We start from the raw sequence: 14,132 nt of genomic DNA, 5'->3' as shown, positions 1-14,132 counted from the left end.
TATGACGAATACAAAACACACAACAAACGTTGCCAAGCCGCAGGGTGAAAAGCTTCAGAAAATTTTGGCGCGCGGCGGTTTCGGGTCGCGGCGCGAAGTGGAGAAACTGATTGCCGAAGGTCTGGTGAAGGTCAACGGTAAAGTCGCCACACTCGGCGACCGTGCTTTTACCACGGATACGATTAAAGTTCGCGATCAGCAAGTTCGAGAAACGCGTCTCGCCACCCAACCGACTCAGGTCATTTTATACAATAAACCGGAAGGGCAGGTGTGTAGCCGAAAAGACGAAAAAGGCCGAGAGACCATCTTCGAGCATTTGCCGCGTATCATCAACAGTCGCTGGGTCAGTGTCGGTCGCCTGGATATCAATACCTCCGGCTTGTTGGTTTTGACCAATAACGGTGAACTGGCCAACCGCATGATGCATCCGTCCTATGAAATGGAGCGGGAATATTCGGTGCGCGTGTTTGGCGAGGTGTCGGATGACATCATCAAACAGCTTAAAAAAGGCGTCAAGCTGGAAGACGGCTGGGCCAAATTTGAACGCGTTGACAAAATTCCGCAACAGGAAGAAGATTCCATCAACCAGTGGTATCGAGTCATCATCAAGGAAGGCCGTAACCGCGAAGTACGCCGTATTTGGGAATCGCAAGGCGTACAAGTCAGCCGCTTGGTGCGCACTCGCTACGGCATTTTCGATTTACCCCGTACTTTGCGCCGAGGCAAAACGGAAGCGTTAACCTGGAAACAAATCAATCAACTGTTGAAATCGGTTGGTTTGCCGGAAGAGGCCCGGCCGGATATCCGCACTCGCCCCACAAATGCCAATAAGCCGATATCGGGCGGCAAAAGCCCATACAAAGGTAAACGCAAGTAATTCAAAGATTTAAATGCACTTGATAGGAACATTGTTGCAAAAATGAATAAGAGTTTTATTACCAACCTCATTAGTTTGTTACTGTTAATGGCCGGGTTGCTCTTGCCGAACAATTGGCTGTTAATGGTCGGTTTGTTTGCTTTGTCGGGCGCATTGACCAACTGGTTGGCCATTTATATGTTATTTGAAAAAGTGCCAGGCCTGGTGGGTTCCGGGGTCATTCCGGCACGTTTTGAAGCCTTCAAGACAGCTATTCGAGACTTGATGATGCAGCAGTTTTTCACACAGGAAAACATCGACCGTTTTGTTAACCAAAGCGCCCAGCCAAGCTTGCATTTAGCTCCGGTGATTGAAAAAGTCGATTTAACCCCGGCCTTTGATCGTCTGGCGGATGTGATTATGGCGTCCAGCTTCGGCAGCATGCTTGGCATGTTTGGCGGTAAAGACGCACTGAATCCGTTAAAAGACCCTTTCGTGAGTAACATGAAAGCCGCGTTGATTGAAATGACCGAAAAAGAGCAGTTCGTGGAATTGCTGCAAAATGAAATCGATCAACCGGATGTGATGGCGGAAATTCGGCATAAAGTGGAAGCCATTATCGAAGCCCGTTTGGCCGAACTCACACCGAAAATGGTCAAAACCATGGTGCAACAGATGATTGAAGAGCACTTGGGTTGGCTGGTTGTTTGGGGTGGTGTATTCGGTGGTCTGATCGGGTTGGCTTCCAATGCGCTATTGCAATTGTAATCCCACCTTGATTTCTTCTTAAAACGCTCAAAAAATCATCCAAAGCTTTGTCCAAAGCCTGGCTAATCGTTCTCGTACGGCAGAATGATGACAAAGCTGTGGGCGATTCCACCTCGGTATTCAAAATGGCCGCCGTGTTTTTCGGCAATGGTCTTGACGATTTGCAGCCCGAGGCCGGAACCGGCGTTTGGCCGATGTGGTTGCGCGGCGGTTTGCTGAGCAAACGGATGGGTTAAATAGGTTTGAAATGTCTCGTCCAAAGGCTCGCCCTCGTCGCGGACAGCGATTTCCAGTTCCGAGCCCTGTGCTTTCAATGACAACACGGTGGTGCCTTGGCCGTATTTGACGGCATTGTCGAGTAGATTACGAATCGCGCTTTCCAAACGATTCGGGTCAAACTCATAAAGCAGGCCTGGTTGAATGTCGGCTTTAAAGGTACGTTCCGGCGTGGTGTGCTGATAGTGTTGCAGAATATCGAAACAGAACTCGCTTAAGGATAAGCTTTGGCGGCGCAACTGAAAGGATTCCAGCTCCAGCTTGGCGAAGTCGAACAGTTGGTCGAGATAATGTTTCAGCTTCAAACCGTTTTTATAGGCAATTTCCAAGTAGACATCCTGCGTGGTTTGCGAAGCCTGCTCCATATAACCGAGCAGGTTGGTCAAAGGTGTTCTCAAATCGTGCGACAGGCTGGAAATCATAAAGCGGCGCTGACGGTCGGTGTCTTCCAGTTGCGTTAAGGTTTGATGCAATTGTTGTGACATATCAGCCAGCGTGGTTTGCAGTCGGTCCAAATCGTCTGGATGCGGTTTCGGTTGGGCTTGAATCGGCTGTTCCGGATGGCTTTTAAAGTGTTCAACCGTTTGTGATAGCGCCACCAAACGGCGCGTCAGGTGCCAGAAAACACCGCCACCCAATATTAAACCCACCAGTAAACTGACCAGAAACGACCAGGCGCTTAACTCCAATAAAAGGCTTTCCTGTAATTGGCGGTTGGCTTCTTGCTCGACACTGTTTCGGATAATCACATACAAAAACAAACCGTCTGGCAGAGCGGCCACGGAAAACGGCGCTTGCCCGGTGGCTTTTCTCGGGTCATCGCCCATCGGAAAAGGGCGGCCAGCGTCGGAAGGTTTCGATAGCGCCGCGAACAGCGGTGTCATATCAATATGACGACGCAGAATCTTTTTGTCGTCCGCCGAATATTGCAGCACCTGTCCGTTTCGGTTGACCAGATAAATTTCCAAGTAAGGGTTCAACAGCATATAGCGCTTGAAGGTGGTGGCGAGCGCGTCTTGATCCACTTGACCTCGTTCAACTAAATCGTGGTCTTGCACCAAGGTCTCGGCAATGTGTTGGTGAACTTGGGTTTGCACCTGTTTCAGATAGTAATGAGAACCGAACAGGCTGATGGCAAGATAGGTGAAGCCCATAATAGAAAACACCAGTATAAACAACAAGCTGTAACGTCTGGCTAACGCGGATTTTAGGAAAATATTCATTGCGTTTCCGCCTCGGATGCCGTTTGCAGGGCATCGGCATTGAGTTTGTAACCCACGCCCCAAACGGTTTCCAGCAGGCACGGATTGGCCGGATCCGCTTCCACCTTATTGCGCAATCGGTTCAAATGCGAATTGACGGTATGTTCGTAACCATCATGCTCGATGCCCCAAACCTGTTCGAGCAAATCCAAACGGCTGAACACTTCGCCCGGGTGGCGAGCCAAAAAGTGCAGTAATTCGAACTCTTTGGCGGTTAAATGAAGCTCTTGCTGAAATAGCCAGGCCTGGTGCTTTTTCGGGTCAATCTTTAATTGCCCCAATGACACGGTTGTGGGTGACGATTGGGCATGAATATGATTGGCGCGACGAATCAAGGCTTTGATACGGGCTTTAAGTTCGGCCAGGCCGAAGGGTTTGCTTAAATAGTCGTCGGCACCCAGTTCCAAACCAAGGACACGGTCCACTTCATCGGAGCGCGCGGTGAGCATGAGTATCGGGGTGGTTTCATCCTGTTCGCGAAATCGTCGGCAAAATGCCAGGCCATCGCCGTCGGGTAAGGACAAATCCAGAATCAGTAAATGGATGGGGTGCTGTTCGCAATAGACTTGCGCCTCCCCCAGTTGGGAAACATGGTGATGGCTTCCCTGTAGGCTGTCCACCTGCAGAGCGACCAGGTGTGCGATATCCGGATCGTCTTCAACAATGAGGGCATGAAAGGCAGGGGACATAAAAGGTATTCTCTTAATAAACCGGGTTCCATTTTACAAAATAGAACCCGTTAGCAGGTAAGGTTATTTTTTGCTGTAAATGCGTTTCGGTAAAATGGCCGGTTTGGTAAAGACCCAATCCTGTCCTTTAACCGGTGTGTGGCAGGCGATGCAAGAGGCACTGGCCGCTTGAGGTGTGTTGCCGAAGGGTTTTTGTTCCGTGCCTAGCCAGCGTGCCCACCCCCAGCCTTTGGTGTCTTTCCATTTTTCGGCATCCTTGAACATGAATTCGGCATGAATGAACTTGCCCGGAACCGTTGCGGCTTTCCAGTGGTTATCCTGGCGGTCTTTCCAAACCAGTTTGCCCAACGCCGCACCATCGGGCCAGGGGTTGGTTTGCCCGGCTTCAACGGCTTTTACCGCGATGTCGTTACCAATAATGGCGCGCAGGGTTTTGTTATCTTCACGGTGGGAAACCGCAACAATGTCCCAGTCTTGATAATTGACCGGAAAATCAATGCCGTTGGCCGTCGGTGGCGGAATTTCGTAACGTGGCTGCTCGGTTGCCGTGTCGCTCATGGCAAAAGCCAGGCTGCTGGTGAATAATGCAAATACGCTGGCGTAAGTGAATAGCGCTTTCATGGTGATTCTCCTTTGGTGAGATTTGATTGCTTGCGGGAGCATTATTGAAATTTACCGACAAGAAGTCCTCACAAAAGGTTCACAATTCACTCACAAATTGAAATAGCGCTTTTGGCCAGGCCTGGGGAAAAGGGGGATTGTCATTCGTTCATCCAGCAGATACATAAAAAACATAAAGTTTTGAGCTCAAAACTATTTTTTGCTTTTATAGACCCAAAATCCATGTAAAATCATGGGAAAATCGAAATTGATAAAAATTTTACTTAGATGAATCAAATCAGTTTTCGCATCATTTTAAAACGGATGGAACGACACATGCACTCAGGAAGGGAAGGTGGTCCCATGAAGGTCATTATTAAAGGTTATATTGTTTTTTTGTTCACGGTAACCGCACCGCTTTTCCTTGTTTCCTGCAATCTGTTTGACTCCGGCGGTGATACGGCTAATAACTATGATATTTGGGTTTCACCCGATGGCGATGATGCCAGCAGTGGCAGTTTGAACAGTCCTTTCAAAACGATACAACGCGCACAGCAAGAAGCGCGGAAAATCACGGATTCAGCGACCAATATCACCGTCAACCTTAAGGAAGGTGTTTACCGGTTGGATGAAACCTTGACGTTTGATGCAAGTGACTCCCCGCAAAACGGCTTCATGGTCACTTACAAAGCGCAAGACGGGGCCGATGTTGGTTTATACGGTTCAAAACAGATCGACAACTGGACATTATGCGATGCCGGCAAGAATATCTATTGCGCCAATGCCAAAGGTCTTAATTCCCGCCAGCTTTACATTAATGGCGTGAGAGCGACGCGGGCGAGAACAGGAAATTACCCGGGTGGGTTCTGGCCGTATTACGGTTATAATCCGGCTTCCCCGGCCAGCAGCGATCCGGGCGGCATTTTGTACATTCCGGTGCAAAAGATGGATGGTTCACTGGATGCCAACTGGCCCAATCCAAACACCTGGCGAAATATTGAAGACATTGAAGCCGTCTCGTTACCGCAATGGAAAATGCAGCGTGTGCCGCTCAAGTCCATTACCTCCTACCCAAACTACAACAACACCCATATCAGTTCCGTTGACGAACTGTTGTTTTATATCCATGAAATTACGATTGACGTTTCCGACGATGGCTATCTCGATTACGACTTGACCAAAACCGGGCTGATAACGCTTCAAGACCCAGCCTGGACAAATTCCAACCTTTATTTGGACAAAGATAAAACGCAAACCAATATGTGGAGCTTCTTCCGGGTCGCTTTTTTTGAAAATGCCTATGAATTTCTGGATGAAAAAGGGGAGTGGTACCTAGATAAAAGCCAAGACACCGTTTACTACATCCCGCTGGATGGCCAGGACATGTCCACCGCCACGGCCGAAATGCCGTTTTTGCAAAAGTTGATTACGGTGACGGGCTCACCGTCGGAACCCGTCAAAAATCTGCGGTTCCAAAACCTGAATTTTGCTTATGCCACCTGGATGACGCCGAGCACCAATATCGGTTATGTGTCCGACCAAAGTGGTAACCTGGTGGTTGATACCACCTATAACTACAACAGCATCGGCCATGTCCAGTATGTGCAGGAAACGCCAGGCAATATCGAGCTGGAATATGTCAATGGCGTGGTGTTTGATGGCAATATTTTTGAACACATGGGCGCGGTCGCTCTGCATTTCGGTACCGGCACGCAGAATTCGGTGATTCGCAGTAATTTGTTTGAAGACATTTCCTCATCCGCGATTTGGTTGGGTGGCGTCCAGCAAGAAGATTATGCGCCCAACAGCGCGCAAATTACCCAAAACAACACTATTTCCAACAACCTCATACGTCATGTCGGCCAGGAATATTATGATGTGGCCGGCATTTATGTCGGCTTCTCGGCCAATACGCTCATCGACCACAACACCATTATGTACACGCCTTGGTCCGCCATTGCGATGGGTTGGGGCTGGGGGCTGCTCGATCCGGGTGTCAATCTAGGCTTGTCAACCGCCACGCCGTATATGTGGGGCGTGCATACCGATTACACGCCGAACAGCGATAACAAAATCACCAATAACCGTACCTATTCCACACTGGAACAACTCTGGGACGGCGGCGGTGTTTATACCACCGGGTATCAAGGCAGTTCAGCGGAAAACGCGCTGTTGATTGAGGGCAATGTCTTTTCCGACAAGAACCCGAATCGCGGCGGTAACACCGTTTACAGCGACGGCATGAGCCGACACATCAACGTCAAGAACAACGTCATGTATAACAACCCTCAAGCCAAGGCCTTCTTTGGCACGGACATTACGCTCAACGATCCTTTCTATATCCAATACGCCATCTTTTCACTGATGAACGATTTCGAGTATGGCTATGATACCGGCGGTTGCCGAACCTATGGTGACATTGCCTATGACGGCAATTTCTGGCATTACGACCAGTTTTTCAATATCTGTCCATTCACCTATGAAGGCACGAGCTACCCGACAGCGTTGTCGTACAGCGGAAATCAAAAAATCGCCACCAATATTCCCGATGCGCAAATCATCGCGAATGACGCCGGTGTGACGTCCAGACCGTCTTCCATTCCGGCATCCCGGTGGATAACGCCTTCCAAGGTCATTACGCTTAACTGATTGAACTGATTGCTAGGCGCTGATTCGCTGATTACTTTTTCATCGTAACCTTGGTGGCGGATATAACGATTCCAATGCCCAAGATTACCATTAAGAAAAGTAAAGCCATTCCGAAGCCTGACAATTGAAAGTCCTGTGTTTCGGTTTCCAACATGGACGCGGACATAAACGATAGCCATGTCATTGGAATGGACAATATGAGGCCGGTCAGTTCAATAATGAATAAAGCCGGTGACATTTTGTCCGGCGATACCGGGAAGATCTTCCCAAGATCAAGCGCATAGACTAAAAAATAGGATATCCCGCAAATTGCGGCGGCATAGTAGGCCCACTGATGCCCCGCAAAACAAAAATAGACAACGACCAGACTCCCAAATACCAATATGGTGAGAAAGGTATTGAACGCGCCTAATATAAATGGTGAATAATGACCAAATTTCCTCGTTTCAACAGGGCCGCCAGGAACTAACGTCGAAAGCATAATAGTTGAAAGTAACAAAAGCGTGGGGACTGAGTAAATTATATATTTTGCCATCATTTTCTTTTCCTTTTCCTAACGCTGGCCATCACCGGTGGCGAAGCCGAAAGGGAAGGGCTTTGCATCCGGGGACATGGTTTGGTTATGTAATTTTAGGTCTTAGTTAATCCTAGTTAAAGTTTTAGTTTAGGCCTCAGTAAAAGCTAAGATTTCCTTTACTAAGTCACCGGGTTTCTCTTCAATGACTAAGTGGCCTGAATCATCAATAATACGAAGAACAGAATTCGGTATCATTTTGTGAAGCTCTTCCCCTCGCGCCAAAGGTATCCAGCTATCCTCCCGTCCCCACAAAATCAAAGTGGGCGTCGTGATTTTATGATACAGCGCTTGAACTTCGTCGGTATATTTGGAATCCGCCTGAGCGATTTGGCGATAGAATGCCGCCTTACCTTCTTCACCGAGCCATGGCGAAACAATACCGTTCAATGTCTCTTCATCAAGCGGTGTATAGGCAGCCGTTTGCACATAAGCTCGGACGATTGCTTCATGAATATATTCTGGTAATCCTGTGAAAGCGGTTTCATGGATATTCACATGTCGGAAAAAAGGAGAGCCCCAAGGAGAAACGGCCACCGGATCAATCAGAATTATTTTCTCAAACGTTCGGTTATTGAGTAGGTGAACTCTTAGCGTGGTGGCACCACCAAAATCATGCCCAACAATCATCGGGTTATCCAGCTTCCAATGGTCAAGCAAATCATTCAGAAGTTCATTTTGAACACCTAATGAAACATCGCCTTCCTCTTTACTGGATTGACCGTAGCCCAGCAGGTCAAAAAAGTAGACCTTGTACTCTCTGGACAAACCTTCGATTAAGTGACGTAGATTAAATGACGACCAAGGGGTGCCATGTACAAGCACCATGGGTGGACCATCACCTATGGTTCCATATCGAACGTTCCGCCCTTTGAAATTATAAGATTCGGAAAGATTCCAATCATTCATAATCGTTCTTCACGCACGTGCATCACGCCAAGCGCCTACGCATGATTTCAAGCGCAGTTTGCAACCTTTCTGCCAAATCTGGATCGTAGTTTGCTCGGGCAGCTTCAAGGCCTAAACGGGCCTTTTCAATAAAATTGATGCGCGTGGTGTCTGTCGCCATATTGGCTGGTTGACCGGTCGTCACCGAGATTTTCATAGTCATTCCCATGAAAGGTGAGCTTTCATCAAGCGACATTTCCCCGCTACGGATTTGGTCGTTCATCCAGTCAAACATTTCCTTACGCGTCATGCTTGTGAAATCTGTCTGTTTGACGGGAGCTGTTTCGGCCGTGGCTGTTGTTAGTGCGGACGAAAACGATGCAGAATTGATATTTTCAGCCGTGGATGCCTGCGCGCGTTGCGTGATGTTAAAATGATTTGACTCAGTATTGACCTTCATAAAAACATCCTTTCAATGGCGGTGGAGAAATAAGCATAACATCTTACATCACTGGTCGCAAAAAGTGAGGTGAACAACGGTTTTGACCAGGCCTGGCGGAAAGACTATGTTTTGTCGTAAAGCTTGCGTAGCTCTTGTTTGGCGTCTTCCAGAATAGCGGCTTGCGCCGGAGCCAGTTTTTTCCCGGCGCGATTGATATAGAAAACCAACATCGACATGGCCGATTGAAAGGGCGTTGTTTTGCGGTGACGGCTTGAATCAGCGGACTTTTTAAGCGATTCGGCAATTTTCTTTGGGTCGTCCCAAGTGAAAACACCTTCCTCCAAATCCAGCGCATGACTGTGTTCGGTGACTTCTTGAGACCATTTCGAAGCAGTAGAGGAGTTTTTGTTTTTTGAATTCGTTGCCATAAAAGACGATTCCGACTACGTGGTTATACAGAGTTTGCTTGATTAGATTGCCGCAGGCGGCCTCACCAGGTCTATTATCGCCACCCCGTTAAGCTAACCGCTTTCGGTCAGCTTAACGCCGAAAATCACCGGAGACAAAAAGCAGAGCGTAGCGGGGATTTTGGGCGTCCGAGTAATTTTCCTTGTTATGTGCTTATTCAACAACCAGCACCAATTCACTGGGTTTTGGGAAGCTCACTGGAATATAGTTAATATTGAACGGATGTCTTTGATTTTGCACTTCATTTACTTGGCATTGCATTAGATTATTTTCAATGCAATACGAAACGACCAGCTTCAAGTAACGCCTCAGTATCATTAATGGTGGAAATGAATTCTGATCATTCATCCATTCCATCATGTCTTTTTTTCCTTTTGAGCTGTTACAAGACCGACACGCATAAATCAAATTATCTCCTGCATCTTTTCCACCTAGTTTTTTAGCAAAAATATGGTCAAGCGCTAAATTCTCAGTGGAACCACAATAGCTGCATTTGGTACCTGACAATAATTTTACTTTCTCATCATCAAATAATGTTCGGATGTTCATCGTTCCTTTAATAAGTCCTTTGAACAGCTTCGCTCTTATCATGTAGTTAAATGTAGCGTATTTTTCTTGTTTTCTATCCACAGCCGTATGCGCCATAGCGAGATTGGCATACGACCAAAACAAGACTTCTTGCACGGTGTTTAGTTCTTTTTTTGCCACCCCGTTATACTGTCGCAAGCGTCCAGTGCAGCTACTTGTTATGTTTTTTTCTAAGCACACAAAAAAGAAAGCGCTTCTGACGTTTTACTTGGAATGAACTCTATCACTTCATAATTAGCCAATCCATTGATTTTGAAAGGGTCTTTAGCTATTAATTTTTCTAATTCAGCACGACTTTCCATTTGGGCTAGAATGACACCACCCGTTCTAGGTTCTTTACGGCCTGACGCAAGAAATATACCTTTCGCATAATTTTCATCAAGGTACTCAATATGATCTGCTAAGTGTTTTTCAATTTCACTCAGTTCACAAACGTAAGTCAGTGACACTACAAACATAGCTATATTCCTTTTTCTCTGATTACAATTTAATGCCAATTCTAAGAGGCTGAGACATAACGCCTTGCTCACTGATGAGTAAGTTGTCGCGGTTTTTGCTAATTTTTTTTAGCAAAAACCGCGACAACTGTATCGAGTCCGAGTGCAGCAACTTGTTAGCTGTTTCTTAAATTACGGCTGTTTATCAAAAACTTTAACCCCATCTGGGATTTGGAACCAATCTTGTTTCTCGCTTACCCACACATGAACAGTCGGATTTATGATGCGGGTATCTGCTAAATTACTTGGTTTGAGTTTTAACTGATCTGGCTCGTTAGGATTGAAATGATAAATTCTATTGCCACACGTAGGACAAAATTTTGCCCCGTTGACATTGCCACTATCTGCAACTCGACTCCACTCACTCATTATGCCTTTAAATTTTACGCTATCTGATTTAACTATTGCTGTTATGCTAAACGCACTAGTAGATAATTTTTGACATTCTTTGCAATGGCAGGCGACAACCATCAAAGGCGGCTCAAGAAGCTCATAGGTAACCTCACCACATTGGCAAGATCCTTTGATGGGATATTGAATATTGTTCATGATTTTCTCCAATCTATACAGCTAACGGGGTGGGGATAACCTGCGTGGCTTCGCGCACGAAAAATTTTAATTTTTGGGGCGTGGTAGGCTGTCGCACGCGGTTTCACCAGCTAATCTATTATCGCCACCCCGTTAAGCTGGCCGCTTGCGGTCAGCTTAACGCCTAAAGCAGCGGCCGAGCGTAGCGAGGTCCAGCCTCCCAGGGGCATGCTGCCTTTGCTTGTTAGGGCTGTGGTTGAGGGGACTGCTTTTCCTTGAAGTATAGATACAATGGAAGCCCGAACGACACGCCAACAATCAAAGTTCCAAGCACTGCAAGATATCGATATCTCACTTTATTTCTATGACCGTCCACAACGATAAAACTCAGTAAAGCAACAGCCGCTACTAAAATATCAAGCCAAGCAAACATACTAATAGGGTTAGCCACAGCTTCATTAAACAAAAGACCAATATTTAAACCATTATCAACTAGCCAAGGAATAAAAGCCCCATACGGCAGAAAAATACCTAACAAAGTAAGAACCAAATAAAACCTTTCCATTTCGCTATCCTTGCAAATTTTTAGCAATAAGCTTTAACGTCTTGTCCACTAAAAAAATAGCGATCGCGAGTAATTTTTCCAGTGTAGCAATTTTTCATACATTATTTCACAATACTGGCCGTTCTGACGCGAGCTAAAGCATTGCGAGCAATAAGAATATGGAATGGAAGAATAGTTTTAAGATAAAGTTTTCCACCTATATTATGCGTATGCACCCATGTCGCTAAGAACACTCTCCCTTCTTGAGAAATTACTGAAACTCTAAAATCCAAGTGTCTATCGTTAAATCCAGCAATCAATTCGTGACTGTTTTCCATTTCCACAGGGAAAAAGCCAACCTTATCTGATGCTGCAGGACCGTCACTTGAAAGATCAAATGGCGTGGTCACAAAATCACGTATCCCTATAAGGAAACGAGCCCAACCTGGAAAGTCCGTAATGATATCTGCAGCATCACGAGGTGACAGGTCGGACTTAACAGAGTAACAATCCAAGAAATCAGTTGTCTTCACCCGATCACCAAGAAGGCTTTGTAATGGAAGCTCAGTTGCTATTACGTTACTCATTTTCAATTACTCATCTTTTTTGTATATGGAGTACGACTCAAAAATAGCCAAATTAATCGCTACTAGAATGTATAACGCTGCAAAGCAGGGCGCAGCGGCGCCTTTTGGCGTCCCAGTGAATTTGCCTTGTTATGTTTTTATTGTTCATAAATACCGAATGTCCAATGATTAGACCCCGGATTTTTTGGCCCAGCCCAACCACGACGCCTTAGTTCATTAGCTAGCATTCTATTGTAAACACCATGTCCTACAAAGAGAACGCTCTCATACTCCTGTGCTAAATCTGAAAGTTTTTCCACTGCTTCTGATGCCCTGAATTTTGCTTCTTTTAATGTCTCAGAATTTCTTGAATAGCCCAACAACCAGAGAATTCTAAATACTACTGCCCATATTTTGGGGGTTAGCTTCAATACTTGCCAATTCGCAACTGGCAATCCTGCCTCGTTAAAGATTGGATCGGATAAAACAATGCTTTTATTATTAAATGCCTTTGCTGACTCAATTGATCTAGGTAATGTGCTACAAACAACGGCATTGCATTCATCAGCACACTTTTTCGCGTGTTTCGTTGGCTTTGATGTTGGACATAAACCAGCAGCATTGTATTCATGAACCCAGCCCGAAAACGCCGATGCGCTAAGTTTTCTCAATGACGGGATAATGGGTTTTCCGTGTCTTAGTATGACGATTTTCATTTTGTCCTTTTAACATAACGGGGTGGCGATAATCTACGTGGCTTTGTTAGCATTACATGTCTCGCAAAGCCCGTTGAATAAATGGCCACTTTTGTTCTGTATAAGCTTCACGATCTTCTTTATATTCCGAAGCCAGCTTACGTTTTAAATTTGCATATTCTTTTGCCACTTTGTCATTTGAAAGCAAAAGCTCACGGAATTTAATACGTTCTTGCCATAGCGGGCTTTCATACGGGATTAAGTGAAGATGATGAGTTCGGAAAGCGTCGGATGGTTTACAAAACCAATGCATTACTTCGGTTTTATAAGGCCAGTATTCATACCCGTTTTCTACAAGAGCTTCTATTGCAGGTTTGGATTCATTTAACGACTTAACACCAAACATAACATCTATGACTGGTTTCGCGACCATGCCAGGAATAGCTGTACTGCCTACATGCTCAATACTTCCATAAAACCATTTGCCAGCAATAGCCATCAGGTGATCTTTTTCTTTCTCGAATTTCGCAGGCCACGAAGAATCATACTCTTCAAGGATTACAGGTGCTCTGCTCATGGTTCAAACTTTCCTCTTGATGCTAACGCCGCAAATCACCGGAAGCAAAAAAGCAAAGCGGAGCGGCGCTTTTTTTTGCTGTCCAAGTGAATTTGCTTTGTTTAGCCATTATTTTCACGACGATTGGCCACGGTTAAATTGTGCCTTTGTTGAATTCGTTTCGTAGCATCAGAAAGTGGCTCAAGCCCTACTTCCTTGCGTAGCGTTTCAACTTTTTCAGGATCCTCAATTGGCAATGGATAGGCAATTCCATTTTCGTCAATGTCATGCTGGGTGCCATATTTTTGAGGCTTACCTGACATTGTAAGAACCCTGTCTTGAAGGTATGCCAGACACCATCCTTCTGCTTCACCCTGAGTTATTGCATTTTGTAACAGGGGTAAGCATTTATCCATGAATTCTGTATCCAAAACCGCATGCTGAACGACTAACCAGGCGGCTTCTGAACCTTCTTTGCCGACTAAACTAAAACCTGGCCAACCATATTGGTTGATAATTTCCTTGATGCGCGCATTGTTCTTTTCATGAACTGCTTTCATTCTAGGATGGTAATCATTAGTTCCCAACTCTCCGCTATCAATTAATTCTTGCAAAACTCGTTGATCTTTCTGTTGCATCGACTGCAATTCGTTTTTTAATTCCTGATTCAACTCAATGATTCCTTT

Annotated in this window: 18 protein-coding genes; 3 read left to right on the top strand and 15 right to left on the bottom strand. The window is 45.8% G+C overall.

The annotated features are described in order from the left end of the window. Position 1: 1 nt before the first annotated feature. Entirely contained in the window at positions 2-877 is an 876-nt protein-coding gene (gene rluB, locus AC0KH7_RS06480; RefSeq protein ID WP_472371791.1) for a 23S rRNA pseudouridine(2605) synthase RluB, read from the top strand. Positions 878-919: 42 nt separating this feature from the next. Then, positions 920-1,624: a DUF445 domain-containing protein gene (locus AC0KH7_RS06475; protein ID WP_472371789.1), complete on the top strand. Its 705-nt coding sequence runs from the start codon at positions 920-922 to the stop codon at positions 1,622-1,624. Between the two features lie 62 nt (positions 1,625-1,686). Here the strand turns inward: AC0KH7_RS06475 and AC0KH7_RS06470 are convergent, their stop codons facing one another. The 3 genes from AC0KH7_RS06470 to AC0KH7_RS06460 form a co-directional block, all read right to left on the bottom strand. Beyond that, positions 1,687-3,123 carry a sensor histidine kinase gene (locus tag AC0KH7_RS06470; RefSeq protein ID WP_472371787.1) on the bottom strand — a complete coding sequence of 479 codons (1,437 nt, stop codon included), beginning with the start codon at positions 3,121-3,123 and terminating at the stop codon, positions 1,687-1,689. Then, entirely contained in the window at positions 3,120-3,851 is a 732-nt protein-coding gene (locus AC0KH7_RS06465) for a response regulator transcription factor (protein ID WP_472371785.1), read from the bottom strand. Before AC0KH7_RS06465 ends, AC0KH7_RS06470 begins: the two co-directional genes overlap by 4 nt. A 63-nt stretch (positions 3,852-3,914) precedes the next feature. Further along, positions 3,915-4,472, bottom strand: coding sequence for a cytochrome P460 family protein (locus AC0KH7_RS06460; RefSeq protein ID WP_472371783.1), 558 nt, complete (start codon positions 4,470-4,472; stop codon positions 3,915-3,917). A 342-nt stretch (positions 4,473-4,814) separates the two neighbouring features. Between AC0KH7_RS06460 and AC0KH7_RS06455 the strand changes: the two genes are divergently transcribed. Beyond that, positions 4,815-7,100, top strand: a complete 2,286-nt coding sequence (locus AC0KH7_RS06455) for a right-handed parallel beta-helix repeat-containing protein (protein ID WP_472371781.1) — start codon at positions 4,815-4,817, stop codon at positions 7,098-7,100. Between the two features lie 31 nt (positions 7,101-7,131). On the opposite strand, the gene AC0KH7_RS06450 is transcribed toward AC0KH7_RS06455, so the two are convergent. The 12 genes from AC0KH7_RS06450 to AC0KH7_RS06395 form a co-directional block, all read right to left on the bottom strand. Next, the gene (locus AC0KH7_RS06450) at positions 7,132-7,638 is read right to left on the bottom strand and encodes a DUF8051 family protein (RefSeq protein ID WP_472371779.1); all 507 of its coding nucleotides are present in this window, start codon (positions 7,636-7,638) and stop codon (positions 7,132-7,134) included. Positions 7,639-7,764: 126 nt separating this feature from the next. After that, positions 7,765-8,583 (bottom strand): alpha/beta fold hydrolase, encoded by an 819-nt coding sequence (locus AC0KH7_RS06445; protein WP_472371777.1) that lies wholly within the window; start codon positions 8,581-8,583, stop codon positions 7,765-7,767. A gap of 22 nt (positions 8,584-8,605) precedes the next feature. Next, on the bottom strand, positions 8,606-9,022 hold the full coding sequence (locus AC0KH7_RS06440; protein ID WP_472371775.1) for a hypothetical protein: 417 nt from the start codon (positions 9,020-9,022) through the stop codon (positions 8,606-8,608). A 104-nt stretch (positions 9,023-9,126) separates the two neighbouring features. Continuing rightward, a complete protein-coding gene (locus AC0KH7_RS06435; protein ID WP_472371773.1) occupies positions 9,127-9,432 on the bottom strand; it encodes a DUF3175 domain-containing protein in 306 nt (101 codons plus the stop codon). Positions 9,433-9,625: 193 nt separating this feature from the next. Then, the gene (locus tag AC0KH7_RS06430) at positions 9,626-10,180 is read right to left on the bottom strand and encodes an HNH endonuclease (RefSeq protein ID WP_472371771.1); all 555 of its coding nucleotides are present in this window, start codon (positions 10,178-10,180) and stop codon (positions 9,626-9,628) included. Positions 10,181-10,230: 50 nt separating this feature from the next. Further along, positions 10,231-10,518, bottom strand: a complete 288-nt coding sequence (locus AC0KH7_RS06425) for a YciI family protein (RefSeq protein ID WP_472371769.1) — start codon at positions 10,516-10,518, stop codon at positions 10,231-10,233. Between the two features lie 171 nt (positions 10,519-10,689). Beyond that, a complete protein-coding gene (locus AC0KH7_RS06420; RefSeq protein WP_472371767.1) occupies positions 10,690-11,106 on the bottom strand; it encodes a GFA family protein in 417 nt (138 codons plus the stop codon). A 223-nt stretch (positions 11,107-11,329) separates the two neighbouring features. Then, on the bottom strand, positions 11,330-11,650 hold the full coding sequence (locus AC0KH7_RS06415) for a DUF2834 domain-containing protein (RefSeq protein WP_472371765.1): 321 nt from the start codon (positions 11,648-11,650) through the stop codon (positions 11,330-11,332). A 101-nt stretch (positions 11,651-11,751) separates the two neighbouring features. Next, a complete protein-coding gene (locus AC0KH7_RS06410) occupies positions 11,752-12,216 on the bottom strand; it encodes a DUF2867 domain-containing protein (RefSeq protein ID WP_472373790.1) in 465 nt (154 codons plus the stop codon). Between the two features lie 137 nt (positions 12,217-12,353). Further along, entirely contained in the window at positions 12,354-12,911 is a 558-nt protein-coding gene (locus AC0KH7_RS06405; RefSeq protein ID WP_472371763.1) for a histidine phosphatase family protein, read from the bottom strand. A gap of 52 nt (positions 12,912-12,963) precedes the next feature. Continuing rightward, positions 12,964-13,467, bottom strand: a complete 504-nt coding sequence (locus AC0KH7_RS06400) for a GrpB family protein (RefSeq protein ID WP_472371761.1) — start codon at positions 13,465-13,467, stop codon at positions 12,964-12,966. Positions 13,468-13,568: 101 nt separating this feature from the next. Next, entirely contained in the window at positions 13,569-14,117 is a 549-nt protein-coding gene (locus AC0KH7_RS06395) for a DUF6624 domain-containing protein (RefSeq protein WP_472371759.1), read from the bottom strand. Positions 14,118-14,132: the final 15 nt, after the last annotated feature.

It is taken from the genome of Hydrogenovibrio sp. (assembly GCF_965140365.1).
Lineage (GTDB): Bacteria > Pseudomonadota > Gammaproteobacteria > Thiomicrospirales > Thiomicrospiraceae > Hydrogenovibrio.
This window is presented reverse-complemented; position numbering and strand designations above follow the sequence as displayed.